This window comes from Ectopseudomonas toyotomiensis (genome assembly GCF_900115695.1).
Classification (GTDB): Bacteria; Pseudomonadota; Gammaproteobacteria; order Pseudomonadales; family Pseudomonadaceae; genus Aquipseudomonas; species Aquipseudomonas toyotomiensis.
Window position 1 is genome coordinate 20,933 of the sequence record NZ_FOXK01000010.1, and the last position, 16,675, is coordinate 37,607.

The following is a 16,675-nucleotide window of genomic DNA, read 5'->3' on the forward strand; positions in this document are numbered from 1 at the left end:
AGTCGAAATGACCGCTAATCCTCTGCTGGAAACTCTTATTCCCCTGGTCGCCGATCTGTCTCGCGAGCTGGACGACGGCGAGCGTTATCGCCGCCTGCTCGCCGCCTTGCGCCAGCTCTTTCCTTGCGATGCCGTGGCGCTGCTGCGGCTCGATGGCGAAGTTCTGGTGCCGCTGGCGGTCGAGGGGCTGAGCCCCGATACGCTGGGACGGCGCTTCAGGGTCAGCGAGCATCCGCGTCTGGCCGCGCTGCTGGAGCATGCCGGGCCGACACGTTTCGCCGCCGACTGCGGCTTGCCTGACCCCTACGACGGTCTGGTGGAGGGGCTGCATGGCCACCTGGAAGTGCACGACTGCCTCGGTTGCCCGCTGTACCTGGACGAGCAGCTCTGGGGCCTGCTGACCCTGGATTCGCTCGACCCGGCCAGTTTCGGTCGGCTCGATCTGGACAGCCTCGAGGCATTCGCCAGCCTGGCCGCGGCCACGGTCAAGGTCAGCCAGCGCATCAGCGGCCTGGCGCAGCGGGTCGAGGCCGAGCGCCAGCTCACCGAGCTTTACAAACAGGCGCGGCAGCAACCGCGCGAGCTGGTGGGGCAGAGCGCGGCGCTGCGCAAGCTGCAGGACGAGATTCGCCTGGTCGGTGACAGCCCGCTGACGGTGCTGATCACCGGCGAGACCGGGGTCGGCAAGGAGTTGGTGGCCGAGGCGATCCACGCCGCTTCGCCACGTGCGCAGCGGCCGCTGGTCAGCATCAACTGTGCGGCGTTGCCCGATGCGTTGGTGGAGAGTGAGCTGTTCGGTCATGTGCGTGGCGCCTTTTCCGGAGCCATGAGCGAGCGCAGCGGCAAGTTCGAGTTGGCCGATGGCGGCAGCCTATTTCTCGACGAGGTGGGCGAGTTGCCGCTGGCGATCCAGGCCAAGCTGCTGCGCGTGCTACAGAGTGGGCAGTTGCAGCGGGTCGGTTCGGATCGCGAGCACCGCGTCGACGTGCGGGTGATCGCCGCCACCAACCGCGACCTGGCGGCTGAGGTGCGTGCCGGACGATTTCGTGCCGACCTGTATCACCGCCTTAGCGTTTACCCGTTGCCGGTGCCGCCGCTGCGCGAGCGTGGTCGCGATGTGTTGCTGCTGGCCGGCTATTTTCTCGAAGAGAACCGCGCACGCCTGGGGTTGCGCAGCCTGCGCCTGAGCCCTGAGGCGCAGAAGGCGCTGCTCGGTCACGACTGGCCGGGCAACGTACGCGAGCTGGAGCACCTGATCGGCCGTGCCGCGATCAAGGCGCTGGCGCGTCACGGCGAGCGCCCGCGTATTCTCAGTCTGGATGTGCAGGATCTGGACTTGCCCGTTAGCGACACGAGCGCCACTGTCGATACGGTGCTGGCGCCCGACGAGCCGGTGCCGGAGGGTGTGGAATTGCGCACGGCGGTGGATGTTTTTCAGCGCCAATTGATCGAGCAGTGTCTGGCGCGCCATCAGGGCAAATGGGCCGATGCGGCGCGTGAGCTGGGCGTGGATCGTGCCAACCTCAGCCGTTTGGCCAAACGGCTGGGTATTCGGTAGGGAAGAGCAAGAGGCTTTTGTAGGAGCCGCGCCTCGCGGCGAATGTGATCGAGCCAGCAGCGCAGAGGCAAGAGTTTCGCCCCGGGGCGGGACTCCCACAATCGGTGCCGCGTTGGGGGATGATTAAAGCCGGAACACCAGCGCCTTCAGGCCGCTCTCGGGCGAGATATCGGGAAACTCCGGCGGGTTGTCCAGGCGTGCGACGAAGCGCAGCTGCGGGGCTTCGGCGGTCATGCTGTCGATGAGAAAGTCCGGGCCGATGTCCGGGTCGTTGACGCAGGCCAGCACGGTGCCGTGCTCGGTCAGCAGCTCGGGCAGGCGCCGGAGAATCTTGGCGTAGTCCTGGGTGAGGGCGAAGCTGCCTTTCTGAAAGCTCGGCGGGTCGATGATCACCAGATCGTACGGCCCGCTTTTGCGCACCTTGCCCCAGGACTTGAACAGCTCGTGGCCGAGAAATTCCACCCGGCCCAGGTCGTGCCCGTTCAGGCGATGGTTGTCGCGCCCGCGGGACAGTGCGGCGCGCGCCATATCCAGGTTGACCACGTGCGCGGCACCACCGGCGATGGCCGCGACGGAGAAGCCGCAGGTGTAGGCGAACAGGTTGAGCACGCGCTTGCCGGCGGCCTGCTCGCGTACCCAGTGGCGACCCAGGCGCATGTCGAGGAACAGCCCGCTATTTTGCTTGCTGCCCAGATCCAGCAGGTAGTGCAGGCCGTCCTCGATGATCGGCCATTGCGCCTGCGGCTCGCCGGCCAGCCATTCGCTCTCACTGCCCTGTACATAGCGGTGCTGCAGCAACAGGCCGCGCGCGCCGCTGGCCTGCCATTGCGGCGTTGCTAGCAACTCGATCAGCAGCGGCCGCAGCGCCGGCGATGGCTCGCGGAACAGCATCACCAAGACGATACCGGAGAGCCAGTCGACGGTGATCTGCTCCAGCCCTGGCCAGCAGCGGCCGCGGCCATGGAACAGGCGGCGGGTCTCGGTGCCGGGGTGGTTTTCCAATGCCTGCAGCAGGTGCTCGCGCAGGGTGGCGAGGGCGGTGTCAGTCATCGCGGGTCAGCACTTCCAGCAGCTCGATCTCGAAGGTCAGGTTGGAGTTGGGTGGAATCGAGCCGACGCTGCGCTCGCCATAACCCAGATGGGCCGGCACCTGCAGCTTGCGTTTGCCACCCACCTGCATGCCCATCAGGCCCTGGTCCCAGCCCTTGATTACCCGGCCGGTGCCGATCACGCACTGGAACGGTTTGCCGCGCGACCAGGAGGAGTCGAACTCGCTGCCGTCGGCCAGCCAGCCGCGGTACTGGGTGGTGATCAGGGCGCCCTTGACCACGGCCTTGCCGTCGCCGAGTTGCAGGTCTTCGATGATCAGTTCGTCAGTCATATCAGGTTTCCTTGCGATGACGGTTTTGGCTGGCCTGTACCGAGCGTTCCGCGGGGACGCGCAGCTGGGTCAGCAGGTAGTCGGCGAAGGCTGGCGCATAGCCTTGCAGGGCGATGGCGCCGGCCATGCAGCTCAGCCAGCTTTCGGCCAGCGCCTGATCGATCGGCCACTGCGCATGAAAGGCCGGAATGCTGATGCTGCCGTATTTCTCGGCGAACAGGCGTGGCCCGCCCAGCCAGCCGCTCAAGAAGCACGCCAGCTTGTCGCGCGAGGCGTTGAGGTCGGCGGGGTGCAGTGCGCGCAGGGCAGCAGCCTCAGGGCGTTCGTCCATCAGTCGGTAGAAATCATCGACCAGGTGGCGCAGGCCGTCGATGCCACCGGCAGCCTGGTAGGAGGCATCGCCGGTGCCGTAGGGAGGGGTGTGGCTCATCGCGTTATTCCGCGGAAAAGGCGCCATTGTAACCGCTCGCGTAGAATGGCCGGCCAGTTTGGTTTGAGGTAATGGGCAACTGCAGAGGCTGTTTCTCCCCTCTCCCATTTATGGGAGAGGGCCGGGGGAGAGGGGAAAAGCTCACACCCTCTCCCCAGCCCTCTCCCGCAAGCGGGAGAGGGAGCAGATCGTGCTTGCCTGAAAAGATGATGACGCAACCCCAGCAAGGCTTCGTGCTCAGCCGCCATTGGCGTGATACGCCGGAGGGCACGGAAGTGGCCTTCTGGCTGGCGACCGACGCCGGCCCGCGCCAGATACGTCTGCCGTGCCAGGAGACGGTGGCTTTCATTCCCGCCGAGCAGCGCGCCTGGGCCGAGCCGTTGCTGCGCACCGAGCAGGGCGTCGAGCTGCGTGAGTTGGCCTTGCGCGACTTCAAGCGTCGTCCGGTGCTGGGCCTGTACTGCCGCCAGTACCGCCAGTTGCTGCAGCTGGAGAAGAAGCTGCGTCAGGTCGGCGTGGATGTCTACGAGGCCGATATCCGACCGCCGGATCGCTACCTGATGGAGCGCTTTATCACCGCCAGCGTGCTGTTCGACGGTATCGAGCAGGAAGGCGGCAGCCTGCTGTGCAAGTCGCTCAAACCGGCTCCCGACTACCGCCCGACGCTGCGCCTGGTGTCGCTGGATATCGAGACCAGCGCCCGTGGCGAGCTGTATTCCATCGCCCTGGAAGGCTGCGGGCAGCGCCAGGTGTACATGCTCGGCCCAGCCAATGGCGACGCCAGCATCGTCGACTTCGACCTGGAGTACTGCGATAGCCGCAAGGTGCTGCTCGAACGCCTGAATGACTGGCTGCAGCGGCATGACCCGGACGCCATCATCGGCTGGAACCTGGTGCAGTTCGACCTGCGCGTGCTGCGCGATCACGCCGAGCAACTCAAGGTGCCGCTGCTGCTGGGGCGTGGCGGCGACGTGATGGGCTGGCGCCAGCACAACAGCAGCCAGCACTACTTCGCCGAGGCGGCCGGGCGGCTGATCATCGATGGTATCGAGGCGTTGCGTTCGGCGACCTGGAGTTTCCCCTCGTTCAGCCTGGAGTCGGTGGCGCAGACGTTGCTCGGCGAGGGCAAGGCCATCGACACGCCCTATGCGCGCATGGACGAGATCCAGCGCATGTTCGATGAGGAAAAGCCCGCGTTGGCCCGGTACAACCTCAAGGACTGCGAGCTGGTCACGCGCATCTTCGCCCACACCGATCTGCTCGCTTTCCTCCTCGAACGCTCCAGTGTCACCGGCCTGGCCGCCGACCGCAGCGGTGGCTCGGTGGCGGCTTTCACCCACCTGTACCTGCCGCCCATGCACCGCCTGGGTTTCGTCGCGCCGAACCTCGGCGACATTCGCGGCGAGAACAGCCCCGGTGGCTTCGTCATGGATTCGCGCCCTGGTCTGTACGACTCGGTGCTGGTGCTGGACTACAAGAGCCTGTATCCGTCGATCATCCGCAGCTTTTTGATCGACCCGCTGGGCCTGGTCGAAGGCTTGCACCAGCCGGATGACGAACACTCGGTGGAGGGCTTTCGCGGCGCGCGCTTCTCGCGTACCCGGCACTGCCTGCCGGCCATCGTCGAGCGCGTCTGGCAGGGCCGTGAGGTGGCCAAGCGTGACGGCAACGCGGCCTTGTCGCAGGCGCTGAAGATCATCATGAACGCTTTCTACGGCGTGCTCGGTTCCAGCGGCTGCCGTTTCTTCGATCCACGCCTGGCTTCGTCCATCACCCTGCGTGGACATCAGATCATGAAGCGTACCCGTGAGCTGATCGAAGCCGAGGGGCATGCGGTGATCTACGGCGATACCGATTCCACCTTCGTCTGGCTCGGTCGCGCCCACGACGAGGCCGAGGCAACGCGCATCGGCCGCGCACTGGTGGCCCGCGTGAACGCCTGGTGGCGTGAGCATCTGCAGCAGGAATACGGCCTGACCAGCGCGCTGGAGTTGCAGTACGAAACCCATTATCGACGCTTTCTCATGCCCACTATCCGTGGCACCGAAGAGGGCAGCAAGAAGCGCTACGCCGGCCTGGTATGTGCCGCCGATGGCAGCGAGCGCATGGTATTCAAGGGGCTGGAAACGGTACGCACAGACTGGTCGCCGCTGGCTCAGCGCTTTCAGCAGGAGCTGTATCGCCTGGTGTTCGCCGGCCAGCCCTATGAGGACTTCGTGCGCGATTATGTGAAGCGCACCCTGGCCGGTGAGCTGGACGAGTTGCTGGTCTATCGCAAGCGTTTGCGTCGGCGCCTCGACGACTACCAGCGCAACGTACCGCCGCACGTACGCGCCGCGCGCCTGGCCGACGAGCACAACCAGCGTCTTGGCCGGCCGCTGCAATATCAGCGTGGCGGCTGGATCAGCTACCTGATCACCACCGGCGGGCCGCAACCGCTGGAGCGCCTGCTGTCGCCGGTTGACTACGAGCACTACATCAGCCGCCAACTGAAGCCGGTGGCCGATGCCATCCTGCCTTTTGTCGGCGGCGAGTTCGAGCGGCTGGTGGACGGCCAGCTGGGGTTATTCTGAAAAGGCTCGTGGCCGGTTTGCGCCGCAGGACGATCACTTGGCGTGAAATACTTTGCAAAATTCGCCCCGTTGAGTGGCGTTCGCGGGCTGCATATATTGGCGCCCGTGATGCCGGGCCCCTCTGGCGGTTAACACCGCGATGTCGGAATCACAGTCTGTTCAATCTGACTGTAGGAGGGGCTCATGACTGCCCTAGAACCGTTCCTCTTCGCCGACTTCCTCGGCACGGCCACCTGGTTGTGGCTGGTCTTCATCGCTGTCGTCATCTCTCTGCTGGCTTTCGACCTTGGTGTGCTGCATCGCGACAACCGCGAAATCGGCGTGCGCGAAAGCCTGTTGCTGTCGGCCGGCTACATCACTGCGGGTCTGCTGTTCGGCGTCTGGGTGTTCTTCCAGAAGGGCGGCGACGCCAGCATGGATTACCTCACCGGCTTTCTGATCGAGAAATCGCTGTCGATGGACAACGTGTTTCTCATGGCCATGATCTTCAGCTTTCTGGCCATCCCACGGCAGTACCAGCACAAGGTGCTGTTCTGGGGAATCATGGGCGTGCTGGTGCTGCGGGCGATCATGATCGGCCTGGGCGCCGCGCTGATCCATGAGTTCGACTGGATCCTCTACGTGTTCGGCGCTTTCCTGTTCTTCACCGGCGTGAAGATGCTGTTTTCCAAGCTCGATGATGCGCCTGATCTGCAGAACAACGTGCTGGTGAAGTTCCTGCGCAAGCACCTGCGCGTGACCGAGAATCTCCACGGTCAGCGCTTTTTCGTCCGCCAGGACGATGGTCAGGGACGCAGCGTGCTGTGGGTGACGCCGCTGTTCCTGGCGCTGATCCTGATCGAGTGCGCCGACCTGTTGTTCGCCATCGACAGCGTACCGGCGATCTTCGCCATCACCCAGGATCCATTCATCGTCTACACCTCGAACATCTTCGCCATCCTCGGCCTGCGCGCCCTGTATTTCGCCCTGGCCGCGCTGATCCACCGCTTCGCCTACCTCAAGTACGCGCTGGCGCTGGTGCTGGTGTTCATCGGCGCGAAGATCTTCCTGGTCGGCATCATCGGCAAGATTCCGGCGGCGGTGTCCCTGAGCGTAACCCTGGGCCTGCTGATCGGTGGTGTGCTGCTGTCGCTGTACAAGACCCGTGGCCAGCCACCCGCGCAGATCTGAACACAGACGCTAACCCGGCTATGCATAACGTCTGGCCGGGTCCTCGAAACTGGAGAGCCATGATGTACACACACTGGAAAAACCGACTCGCGCCTGTCGCACTGGGCCTGGCGTTGATAACTCTGGTCGGCTGCGATGCGGCCGAACAGTCAGCGCAGAAACTCGCGGAGGAGGCGAAGAAGGAAGCGCAGGCGCTGATCGAGGAGTCGGTCGGCGAAGTGGTCGATGAGCTCAATCGCCAAGTGGACTCTCTGCAGGAGTCCACCAATCGCGCCTTGGGCAAGGATGATAAGGAGCAGGACACCGAGGCACAGCAGGAAGAGCCTGAGAAACCACTCGAACAGGGTGTGGAAACCTGATTCCAGGGCAGGATCGGGTAATGGAGTTGAGTGTGTGAGGCGGCAGTTGGCCTCAATAAAACCGAGGCCACTGGCGGCTGAACACCTTCCAACTGCTCAGCGCAGCAGGCGCCCTGGGCTGAGTATCGCCTCATTGAGGCCGGCTTTTACCAAGTGCTCCGGCAGCGGCTGCCGGAGGATCAGCGCCGCACAGGCCTGACCCATGGCCGCGCTGGTCTGGATGCCATAGCCGCCCTGTGCTGCTACCCAGAAGAAGTCATCTGCGTGAGTGTCGAAGCCGCCGACCAGATCGCCGTCGGCGACGAAGCTGCGCAGGCCGGCCCATGTATGCGCCGGGCGGCGAATCTGCAAGGTGGTGTGTGCCTCGATCTGATGGATTCCCAGTGCGATATCCAGCTCTTCCGGTTGCACGTCATGCGGCGCCACCGGGTCGGCATTGGCCGGTGAGCCCAGCAGCAGGCCGGCATCGGGTTTGAAGTAGAAGGACTCGTCCAGGCTCACCAGCGCCGGCCAGGCCTGGCAGTCGACACCCGGCGGACCGGCAAAGGTGAAGGCCGCGCGGCGTTTGGGTTGCAGGCCGATGCCGGGCAGCCCGGCCAGGTGCGCGATCTCATCGCACCAGGCACCGGCCGCATTGATCAGCATCGTTGCCCAATAGCTTTGCCCGGAGCAATCCACCTGCCAGCCGCCAGCATGGCGCACGATCGATACCACGTCGCGGTTGCAGTGAATCTCCCCACCTTGCTGGCGGATGCCACGCAGGTAACCCTGGTGCAGCGCCGCGGTATCGATATCGGCGGCGCTGGGGTCCAGCAGTGCGCCATGCACGCGCTCACGGCGCAGCACCGGAACCAGCGCGCAGGCCTCGTCAGCGTCGAGCAGACGAGCCTCGGCGACATGTTCACGGGCTTGCTCGTACTGGCGCTGCAACTCGGCGGCGTCACCACTGAAATCCACCACCAGCTCGCCACGCGGCGTGAGCAAGGGATGCTCGGCGAAACCGGCTGGCGGGGCATCGTAGAAGGCGCGGCTGGCGGCCGTCAGTGCGCGGACCTGCGGCGTACCGTAGGCCACGGTGTAGAGCGCGGCCGAGCGGCCGGTGGCGTGATAACCGGGCTGCGCCTCGCGTTCTAGCAGCAGCGTCTTGCCGTGGCTAGCGAGAAAGTAGCCGGTGGACGCGCCGGCAATGCCGGCGCCGATGATCAGGTAATCGCAATGCTGCATGCCGCGTCTATCCACTGTGCAAGGTGATTTCGTCAGGGGCGCTGTCCAGGTACTGCTCGAGAGGTGCAGGGACGAACAGTGGCTCCCGGCTGATCATGCGCACGCCGTCAGGGCCACTTTCCAGCAGGCGCCGTTCGCTGTGCGCCACGAGCAGGTCGAGACTGTACCCTGACGCGCTCAGGCTGGCAGCGATTTTCCGGATGGCCTGCAGTGCCGCAGGCAGATCGGACTCGAAGTGCCCAAGCAACTGATCGTCATGGCGGATGGTAAGTCGGAAGATGGGCATGGGTGATTCATCCTCGGATGGCAATGCGACCTGGTTTCAGGCAGACGAGAGGCGGTCAGACGGCCCAGTAACTGTCAGCCAGCACGATCCGGCCGAAGCTGGCGCCGGTGTTGAGCGGGGTGATGGCCAGCAACCGATCCAGGCGCAGCTCCTGCTGGCCGGTTTCGCCTTGCACCACCAGAAATTCTTCCTTGCTGGCTGTCGTGCGCGTGGTCAGCGCCCTGGCCTCGAAGCTCGGACCTTCGAGTCGTTCGATCAGCAAGCGATAGCCATGCATGCAGGCAATTTCCAGGTAGTCGTGCAGGTCGCAGTTCAAGGGGCGATACGCGTTCATGGGGCGTCTCCTAGCAGCCTTGCAGAGGAATGATGAAATAGCCTTTGCTGCTGATGGCCGCGGCGACTTCGGGGTGTGCGGGCTCGCTGTGGCAGAACTGGCAGTGGCTTTGTTCGATATCGTCGCCTTGCAGGCCGCGTTCGGCCATCCAGTCTTGGGCGAACTGGTTGGCTCGCCCCTGGTCGTTACCCTCGATCAGTACATCGAAGTGCAGGTAACGGCCGTCGCGCGTGCGTACGTGGGTATCGAAAACATTCACCTTCATATCGTTTCTCCTCGCTGGGGAGCGAGACGCCGCAGGGCGTCTCGCACGCTCTGGGTTACTTCAGGTCGTCGATGGACGCGCCGAAGTTCAGGTGCAGCACCTGGCCGTCGACCACCAGTGCGGGGACTGACTTGACCCCGGCCTGTTCGGCTTCCGCCACTCGGGTGGCCTGTTCGCCGAGGTGAACGATCTCCACCTTCACCTCTGGAGCCAGCAGGTTCAACAGGGTCTGTTCGGCCGATACGCAGACGGGGCAACCGGCGTGATAGAAGCGTGCTTGAGTCATGGTCAATCTCCTGTTCGTCACTTTGGTATCGAATCGATACTGAGTCACAGGCTACGCTCAAATCGATCTTTGTCAACATGGTATTTAGTCGATACTATGTTTCGACAGGAGTGATACATGACCGACACGACTCTCTTCGATCTGCTCGAAAGACTTTCCAGCCTAACCCGTATCTGGTTTCGCCAGCACCCGCTGCTGGCCGAGTTGCAGCCCATCCAGCTCAGTGCGCTGATGTACCTGGCGCGCTGCAACCACTATTCGAATACACCGCTGGGGGTGACCGATTACCTCGGCCTGACCAAGGGCACGGTGTCGCAGTCGCTCAAGGCGCTGGAAGGCAAGGGGCTGATCATCAAGACGCAGGACGCACGCGATAAGCGCAGCGTGCACCTGGCGCTCACCGACCCGGCCTGGGCGTTGCTGCAGGCGCTGCTGCCGCCGGATTTCCTCGCTGCTGGCGAAGCGCGCCTGGGGGCCCAGGCAGGGCAGTTGAAAAATCTGCTGACCGATCTTCTGCGGGAAATTCAGCGCGACACCGATGTGCCGGGCTTCGGTCTCTGTGGCAGCTGCCGTTTTCACCAGAAGGTCGATGGCCAGCCGTTCTGCGGCCTGACCCAGGAGCCGCTGCAGCCAAGCGATGCCAAATTGATCTGCCGCGAACATCAGCCCCCGGAGGCCGCATGAACAGCCTGCAACTCGATGCATTGCTGACGGGCCGTGCCCAGCCTTTCACCCGGCCTGGCTCGCGCAGCGGCATTGCCAAGGTGCCACGCCAGGAAGCGCTGGCGGTGACCACGCTGGGGCTGGCCGGAGACGAGCAGGGCGACCTGCGGGTGCATGGCGGCGTGGAAAAGGCCATCCACCACTACCCGCGCGAACACTACGCCGCCTGGCTGGCCGAGTTGGGCGAGCATCCACTGCTGATGCAACCCGGTGCTTTCGGCGAAAACTTCAGCACCACGGGCTGGACCGAAGATGACGTCTGTCTGGGCGACCTCATACGTGCGGGGTCCGCCCTGCTGCAGGTTTCCCAAGGGCGCATGCCGTGCTGGAAACTGAGTGATCGCTTCGGCGTTGCCAACCTGGCGCTAAGGGTGCAGCAGTCCGGCCGTACCGGTTGGTATTACCGGGTTCTGCAGGAAGGCGTGGTTGGCGTGGGAGACCGGCTGCAGGTGGTGGAGCGCATTCATGCCGATTGGCCGCTCAGCCGTCTTTCGGCGGTGTTGTTCGACAAGCGCGTGGAGCCTGAACTGTTGCGTGAATGCCTGGCCCTGCCGCTGGTGCCGTCCTGGCGCAGAACCCTAGAGCGACGCCTGGAAAAAGTCGAGGTCGAGGACTGGGCGCCTCGGCTGCAAGGCACAGACATCATCGGGTAGCGAGCGAAATGCGCAGATAACTGGAACGGCAAACGGATGCGAATGCTTCTACACTGGTTTCTCTTGTTGATTCCAGGTGGTTCTATACCAAGCGCCTAGCGTTTGCCGTGGGGGCAAGATGAGCAGGTTGATCTGCGCCGACTTCGATGAGTTCGAGGAGGCCTTGTACGGGGTAGAGGGCCGTTATCTGCTGCGTTCACGGCAGCAGCGCGACTGGCGTTTACGTGTCGTCGAGCTTGATGGCGTGGCGCTGATGTTCGGGCGTGAGGGGGCGGGCACGGTCTATAGTGGCGTCGGTCTGCCGGGCTTCTTCAATATCTTCCTGCCGCTGAGCAGGCACGAATGCACGGTATTGGGCGGCAAGCGCCTCGACCCTCGATTTATCGGCTGGATGGTGCCTGACGCCATGTTCCACATCGATGCTAGCCAGCCAGCGAGCTGGATGACGGTGGCTATGTCATGCGAGCTGGTACTGCGCTGGGCGCAGCAGCATGAAGATGAGTTCGATCTGTCGATTCTTTCCCGCAACCTGGTCTGCGTGGCTCAACAGGATCTGGCGCCGCTGGTATGGCTGGCGCTGCGTCTGTTACGCATCGACCACTGTGCGCCGCAGGACCTGCATGTTCCGGCGGCCGAGCGTGCAGCACAGGCAGAGTTGATGGCGCTGGTGTTTCGCAGCCTGTTGCCGGTGACGCTGGCTCCGCGAAATCACGCCGGGCATCAGCAGATTCTCCGCCGTGCCCTGGAGCTGCTGGAGGTGACACCGGATGCGCCGCTGCATATGTCCGATCTGTGTCAGGCGTGCAGCACCTCGGAGCGCACATTACGCAATCTGTTCACCCGCTATCTGGGCATGAGCCCGCACCGCTATCTCATGCAGCATCGTCTTCATGCGATCCGCCGGGCAATTGTGCATGCGCAAGCCGATGAGACCATCACCGAGATCTGTGCCCGTTTCGGGGTATGGGATTTCGGTCGCTTCGCAGGTTTGTACCGGCTCTATTTCGGTGAGTTGCCGTCGCAATCACTGCGCAGTCGCCGCGCTCTCACCGGGCCGTTCAACCCGCGTTGAGCGGTCGCTGCAAGGTGGTACTGGGATACTCGCCGAAAACTCTGTAGTACTCCGCAGCCATACGTCCGCAGTCGGTATAACCGAAACGTTGTGCAATCGCCGCGACGCTGTTCTGTTGCCCATCGGCTATGGCCAGCGCGGCGCGCAGCAGGTGCAGGCGTCGCAGGCGCAGATAACGTGCCGGCGCCATGCCCAGCGTATGCACGAAGGCGCTGCGCAAGGTCCGCTCACTGACGCCCACCATTCGACATAGCTCGGTCAGACGTGGCGTGCGCCCACCGGCCAGCGGTAGCAGCGCCAGCACCTGCTGCAGCAATTGCTCATGGGAGGCCTGGCGAGCGCGCTGGCGAGGCGTCATTCGCAGTTGCATGGCGGTGTCCTGGCCGGGGGGAGCACTCAGGTTGCGCGCGTGCAACGGTGCTCGCTACGTAAAACAGGCAAATCGCCAGGCAGTGAGATTTGCCGATTTTACGTAGTGAGCGACCACTCACTACGGCGAGCATCGACTCAACGCTCGCCAGTCGCCGTTCGAGCTGACGAGCCTTCAGAAGCGTTCGATGTGGATCGACGCGAGGGGAGGCTATATGAGTCCGTCGACGTGCAGCTTGGGCATCTGTCTGGTGCTGGCCGGTGCGTTTGCCGCCAGCCAGGCGCAGCCGCTCGGGCCGCAGGTGCTGGAGGTCGAGCCATTCGTCGAGTTGCCGTCAGGGGTGCGCTACCCCGAAGGCCTGGCAACCAACCCACGTAACGGCGACATCTACGTCGGCACGTTCGATATGCGCCAGCCCGCCTCCGAGCGCAACAATCAACTGCTTCGTTACGCAGCCGATGGCCGCCTGCTGGCGCAGCGATCATTCGCCGGCATGCCGCTGACCGGGCTGGGCTATGCCGACGGCCAGCTCTACATCCTCAATTTCGGTGCCGGCAAGCTGCAACGCATCCTGGCCGATTTCACGGCGGACACCCCGGTGGAGGATATGCTCGATTTCCCCCGGCTCGTTCCTCCAGCCACGGCGGCTCGCATGGTGGACAACCCGGACGGCAGCCAGGACCGGATCGAGTTCGCTGCCAGTGGCATGCCTGCTCCCAACGGCCTGGTGTTCGCCGGCAATGGTGATCTCTATGTGTCCGACTCCTTCCAGGGCGTGCTGTATCGAATCGCTGACGCCACGCACTGCAGACCCTGTTCGCTTGAGGTGCTGTCGCGTGATCCGCTCCTCGCGACGGCGAGCTTCCTGCCCTTTGGCGCCAATGGACTAGCCCTCGATGATGGCGAGCGCCATCTCTATATCAACAACGCGGGTGACGGTCGTCTGCTGCGCATGCCGCTGCCTGGCGGTGAGTTGCAGGTGGTGGCCGAAAGCCTGCCTGGAGCCGATGGTCTGCTGTTTCACGACGGTCTGCTGTGGCTGCTGGCCAACCAGGTCGACCAGCTTCTGGGAGTCGATGAACAGGGGCTGATCCGTATACGTGCCGGTGGTTTCCAGGGCCTCAGTGCCAGCGGAGCCCCGTTGGGCTTGCTGTTCCCTGCCAGCAGCGTGGTGCAGGGCGACTGGATGGTGATCAGCAATCTGGCGCTGCCATTGACCCCCACCGAAGGTGACGAGTGGGAAGAGCAGGTGCGTACCTGGAATCTGGTGCGGCTGCGTCTGCCGCGATCTTCGGCCAAGGGAGGGGCAACTCATGCCGCAAACCCCTGAACAACCTTTGAATAACGGACGTCGCCAATTGCTGCTCGGCTCTGCCGCGCTGGCAACGGTGATGTTGTTACCCCTGGGCGGTTGCGTGCGGGGCGCTGGCCCCGGCACTGCCCATCCGCAAACCGAGAATGGAGGGCGTAGAACCATGGGCACCATCACCACACGCGACGGTACACAAATCTACTACAAGGACTGGGGCAGCGGCCCGGTCGTGGTGCTCAGCCATGGCTGGCCACTGAACTCCGATAGCTGGGAGGCGCAGATGATGTTCCTGGCCAGCAACGGCTATCGGGTGATCGCTCATGACCGACGTGGTCATGGACGCTCCAGCCAGCCCTGGAATGGCAACGAAATGAACACCTACGCCGATGATCTGGCTGCACTGCTCGATCATTTGGATGTGCGTGGCGCTTCGCTGTTCGGTTTTTCCACTGGTGGCGGTGAGGTGGCGCGTTATATCGGCCGGCATGGTACCGCCCGGGTGGCCAAGGCGGGGCTGATTGCCGCTGTTCCGCCGTTGATGGTGCAGACCGAGGCCAATCCGGGTGGTCTGCCACTCTCGGTATTCGATGGCATACGCGCGGCATCGCTAGCTGATCGTTCGCAGCTGTACCGCGACGTCGCCAGTGGGCCGTTCTTTGGCTACAACCGCCCCGGTGCCAAACCCTCGCAGGGAGTGATCGACGCGTTCTGGATGCAGGGCATGATGGTGGGTCACAAGAATGCCTATGACTGCATCAAGGCTTTCTCCGAAACCGACTTCAGCGACGACCTGAAGAAGTTCGATGTGCCGACGCTGATCCTGCATGGCGATGACGACCAGATCGTGCCCGTGGACGCCGCTGCTAGAGCTTCGGCCAAGTTGGTGCCACACGCCAAGCTGGTCATCTATCCCGGCGCGCCTCACGGCATCACCGATACCCACAAGGAACAACTGGGTGCGGACATGCTGGCCTTCCTGCGTAGCTGATCGGCCAGCAACGGCCATTCAATGTCATTTTGAGGATTGACCCATGAGTAGCAAGACAGCCCTGATCGTCGTGGATATCCAGAACGACCACTTCCCTGGCGGCCTATGGACGCTGAGCAAGGCTGATCCCGCTTATGGTGCGGGGGTGGCCAGGGCGCTGGGTTTGGGTGACTGACGCTCAGGCATTAAAAAGGCGAAGCCTCGCGGCTTCGCCTTGGTTCCACCTGCGCAGGCTCAGTGCTTGCGCGGTACCGGCTTGAGCAGTTCGTCCGGCGGCATTTCGCACTGGATCTTGCGGCCGATCAGCGCTTCGATCGGCGGCAGGGCGAAGGCATCGTCTTCGCCGGCGAAGCTGATCGAGGTGCCGCTGGTGCCGGCGCGGCCGGTACGGCCGATGCGGTGCACGTAGTCGTCCGGGTCTTCCGGCAGGGTGAAGTTGATCACGTGGCTGATGGCATCGACGTGGATGCCGCGACCGGCGACGTCGGTGGCTACCATGACGCGGATCTTGCCTTCGCGGAAGCCTTCCAGGGCGCGGATACGCTTGTGCTGGGGAATGTCGCCGGACATCTGCACGGCGCTGATGCCGTCGCGGGTCAGGCGCTCTTCGATGCGCCGTACTTCGTCCTTGCGGTTGGCGAAGACCATGACCCGCGTCCAGTCGTTCTGGCTGATCAGGTTGTACAGCAGCTTGTACTTGTCAGCCGAGGCTACGGCGTACACATGCTGCTCGACGGTATCGCTGGCGACGTTCTCCGGCTCGATCTCGACGATGGCCGGGTTGACCGTCCATTGCTTGGCCAAGTTCATCACGTCTTCGGTGAAGGTGGCGGAGAACAGCAGGGTCTGGCGGTCACCTTTCATCGGCGTCTGGCGAATGATCTGGCGCACCTGCGGGATGAAGCCCATGTCGAGCATGCGGTCGGCTTCGTCCAGCACCATCACCTCGACCATGTCCAGGTGCACTTCGCCGCGCTGGTTGAAGTCCAGCAGGCGGCCCGGGGTGGCCACGAGGATGTCGCAGAAGCGCGATTCCAGTTGTTTGAGCTGCTTGTCGAAGTCCATGCCGCCGACGAACTGCATGACGTTGAGGCCGGTGTACTTGGTCAGCTCGGCAGCGTCCTTGGCGATCTGCACCACCAGTTCGCGGGTCGGCGCGATGATCAGCGCGCGTGGCTCGCCCATGTAGCGCTCTTTCGGCGGCGGGGTCTGCAGCAGCTGGGTGATGATCGAAATGAGGAACGCAGCGGTCTTGCCGGTGCCGGTCTGGGCGCGGCCAATGGCGTCCTGGCCCTTGAGGGTGTAGCCCAGTACGCCAGCCTGGATCGGCGTGCAGTAGGGGAAGCCCAGATCATGAATGGCATGCATCAGCTCGGGGGCGAGCTTGAAGTCATGGAAACGGGTCTTGCCTTCGGCCGGCTCGACCACGAAATCTGCCAGTTTCCAGGTGCTTACTGGCTTGGCTGGGCGCTCGCGGCGTGGCTTGTCGGCCTTGGGCGGGCGGGGCTGTTGCTGCGCCGGACTATCGCCTGCGCTCTCGCTGGCAGTGCGGGCGGGCTTGTTCTTGCGGGGACGCTTCTGCTCTGCGTCACCGCTCTGGGCGGGCGCTGTTACGGGTGACGGCACTGGTTGTGGCTGCTCGTCTTCGGCTTTGCCGAACATTTTCTTGAGTGCTTTGAGCACGGGCTTCT

General features: G+C 63.7%; 20 protein-coding genes. 10 read left to right on the forward strand and 10 right to left on the reverse strand.

Annotation, left to right across the window (positions count from 1 at the left end; genetic code table 11):
* The first annotated feature begins 7 nt into the window (after window positions 1–7).
* Window positions 8–1,558: a nitric oxide reductase transcriptional regulator NorR gene (gene norR / locus BM186_RS19665; protein WP_074917671.1), complete on the forward strand. Its 1,551-nt coding sequence runs from the start codon at window positions 8–10 to the stop codon at window positions 1,556–1,558.
* 123 nt (window positions 1,559–1,681) lie between these two features.
* Here norR and BM186_RS19670 read toward each other — a convergent pair whose 3' ends face one another.
* The 3 genes from BM186_RS19670 to BM186_RS19680 are packed head-to-tail and all read right to left on the reverse strand — an operon-like array spanning window position 1,682 to window position 3,369.
* Window positions 1,682–2,608: a class I SAM-dependent methyltransferase gene (locus tag BM186_RS19670; RefSeq protein ID WP_074917674.1), complete on the reverse strand. Its 927-nt coding sequence runs from the start codon at window positions 2,606–2,608 to the stop codon at window positions 1,682–1,684.
* Window positions 2,601–2,939 carry an FKBP-type peptidyl-prolyl cis-trans isomerase gene (locus BM186_RS19675; RefSeq protein WP_059392951.1) on the reverse strand — a complete coding sequence of 113 codons (339 nt, stop codon included), beginning with the start codon at window positions 2,937–2,939 and terminating at the stop codon, window positions 2,601–2,603. Before BM186_RS19675 ends, BM186_RS19670 begins: the two co-directional genes overlap by 8 nt.
* A gap of 1 nt (window position 2,940) precedes the next feature.
* On the reverse strand, window positions 2,941–3,369 hold the full coding sequence (locus BM186_RS19680) for a group II truncated hemoglobin (RefSeq protein WP_174892496.1): 429 nt from the start codon (window positions 3,367–3,369) through the stop codon (window positions 2,941–2,943).
* A gap of 209 nt (window positions 3,370–3,578) precedes the next feature.
* Here BM186_RS19680 and BM186_RS19685 point away from each other — a divergent pair, with 209 nt between their 5' ends.
* The 3 genes from BM186_RS19685 (at window position 3,579) to BM186_RS19695 (ending at window position 7,471) form a co-directional block, all read left to right on the forward strand.
* A complete protein-coding gene (locus tag BM186_RS19685; RefSeq protein WP_174892495.1) occupies window positions 3,579–5,942 on the forward strand; it encodes a DNA polymerase II in 2,364 nt (787 codons plus the stop codon).
* A 183-nt stretch (window positions 5,943–6,125) separates the two neighbouring features.
* The gene (locus BM186_RS19690) at window positions 6,126–7,112 is read left to right on the forward strand and encodes a TerC family protein (RefSeq protein ID WP_072426124.1); all 987 of its coding nucleotides are present in this window, start codon (window positions 6,126–6,128) and stop codon (window positions 7,110–7,112) included.
* A 62-nt stretch (window positions 7,113–7,174) separates the two neighbouring features.
* Window positions 7,175–7,471, forward strand: coding sequence for a hypothetical protein (locus tag BM186_RS19695; RefSeq protein WP_074917682.1), 297 nt, complete (start codon window positions 7,175–7,177; stop codon window positions 7,469–7,471).
* Window positions 7,472–7,567: 96 nt separating this feature from the next.
* Here the strand turns inward: BM186_RS19695 and BM186_RS19700 are convergent, their stop codons facing one another.
* Genes BM186_RS19700 through BM186_RS19720 form a run of 5 tightly spaced genes read right to left on the reverse strand, consistent with a single transcriptional unit; the run spans window position 7,568 to window position 9,866 of the window.
* Window positions 7,568–8,695 (reverse strand): NAD(P)/FAD-dependent oxidoreductase, encoded by a 1,128-nt coding sequence (locus tag BM186_RS19700; protein WP_074917685.1) that lies wholly within the window; start codon window positions 8,693–8,695, stop codon window positions 7,568–7,570.
* Window positions 8,696–8,702: 7 nt separating this feature from the next.
* Window positions 8,703–8,981 carry a cytoplasmic protein gene (locus BM186_RS19705; RefSeq protein ID WP_074917701.1) on the reverse strand — a complete coding sequence of 93 codons (279 nt, stop codon included), beginning with the start codon at window positions 8,979–8,981 and terminating at the stop codon, window positions 8,703–8,705.
* A gap of 55 nt (window positions 8,982–9,036) precedes the next feature.
* On the reverse strand, window positions 9,037–9,315 hold the full coding sequence (locus tag BM186_RS19710; protein ID WP_074917704.1) for a Rho-binding antiterminator: 279 nt from the start codon (window positions 9,313–9,315) through the stop codon (window positions 9,037–9,039).
* A gap of 10 nt (window positions 9,316–9,325) precedes the next feature.
* Window positions 9,326–9,580: a DUF2024 family protein gene (locus BM186_RS19715; RefSeq protein ID WP_074917707.1), complete on the reverse strand. Its 255-nt coding sequence runs from the start codon at window positions 9,578–9,580 to the stop codon at window positions 9,326–9,328.
* A gap of 55 nt (window positions 9,581–9,635) precedes the next feature.
* Window positions 9,636–9,866 (reverse strand): thioredoxin family protein, encoded by a 231-nt coding sequence (locus BM186_RS19720; protein ID WP_017675260.1) that lies wholly within the window; start codon window positions 9,864–9,866, stop codon window positions 9,636–9,638.
* A gap of 117 nt (window positions 9,867–9,983) precedes the next feature.
* Between BM186_RS19720 and BM186_RS19725 the strand changes: the two genes are divergently transcribed.
* The 3 genes from BM186_RS19725 to BM186_RS19735 all read left to right on the forward strand — a co-directional run bounded on the left by BM186_RS19725 (window position 9,984) and on the right by BM186_RS19735 (window position 12,314).
* Window positions 9,984–10,550, forward strand: a complete 567-nt coding sequence (locus BM186_RS19725) for a MarR family winged helix-turn-helix transcriptional regulator (protein WP_072426118.1) — start codon at window positions 9,984–9,986, stop codon at window positions 10,548–10,550.
* On the forward strand, window positions 10,547–11,242 hold the full coding sequence (locus BM186_RS19730; RefSeq protein WP_074917709.1) for an MOSC domain-containing protein: 696 nt from the start codon (window positions 10,547–10,549) through the stop codon (window positions 11,240–11,242). Before BM186_RS19725 ends, BM186_RS19730 begins: the two co-directional genes overlap by 4 nt.
* A gap of 118 nt (window positions 11,243–11,360) precedes the next feature.
* Window positions 11,361–12,314 carry a helix-turn-helix domain-containing protein gene (locus BM186_RS19735; protein ID WP_074917712.1) on the forward strand — a complete coding sequence of 318 codons (954 nt, stop codon included), beginning with the start codon at window positions 11,361–11,363 and terminating at the stop codon, window positions 12,312–12,314.
* Here the strand turns inward: BM186_RS19735 and BM186_RS19740 are convergent.
* Complete coding sequence (locus BM186_RS19740; RefSeq protein WP_074917715.1) at window positions 12,301–12,684, reverse strand: helix-turn-helix domain-containing protein; 384 nt, start codon at window positions 12,682–12,684, stop codon at window positions 12,301–12,303. The genes BM186_RS19735 and BM186_RS19740 overlap by 14 nt on opposite strands.
* 214 nt (window positions 12,685–12,898) lie before the next feature.
* On the opposite strand from BM186_RS19740, the gene BM186_RS19745 reads away from it, so the two are divergent.
* From BM186_RS19745 to BM186_RS26410, 3 genes are all read left to right on the forward strand, one after another.
* The gene (locus tag BM186_RS19745) at window positions 12,899–14,014 is read left to right on the forward strand and encodes an SMP-30/gluconolactonase/LRE family protein (protein WP_074917718.1); all 1,116 of its coding nucleotides are present in this window, start codon (window positions 12,899–12,901) and stop codon (window positions 14,012–14,014) included.
* A 145-nt stretch (window positions 14,015–14,159) separates the two neighbouring features.
* Window positions 14,160–14,984 carry an alpha/beta fold hydrolase gene (locus BM186_RS19750; RefSeq protein WP_074917721.1) on the forward strand — a complete coding sequence of 275 codons (825 nt, stop codon included), beginning with the start codon at window positions 14,160–14,162 and terminating at the stop codon, window positions 14,982–14,984.
* Window positions 14,985–15,027: 43 nt separating this feature from the next.
* On the forward strand, window positions 15,028–15,159 hold the full coding sequence (locus tag BM186_RS26410) for a hypothetical protein (RefSeq protein ID WP_455550112.1): 132 nt from the start codon (window positions 15,028–15,030) through the stop codon (window positions 15,157–15,159).
* A 59-nt stretch (window positions 15,160–15,218) separates the two neighbouring features.
* Here the strand turns inward: BM186_RS26410 and rhlB are convergent, their stop codons facing one another.
* Window positions 15,219–16,667: an ATP-dependent RNA helicase RhlB gene (rhlB, locus tag BM186_RS19755; protein WP_074917723.1), complete on the reverse strand. Its 1,449-nt coding sequence runs from the start codon at window positions 16,665–16,667 to the stop codon at window positions 15,219–15,221.
* Window positions 16,668–16,675 lie beyond the last annotated feature (8 nt).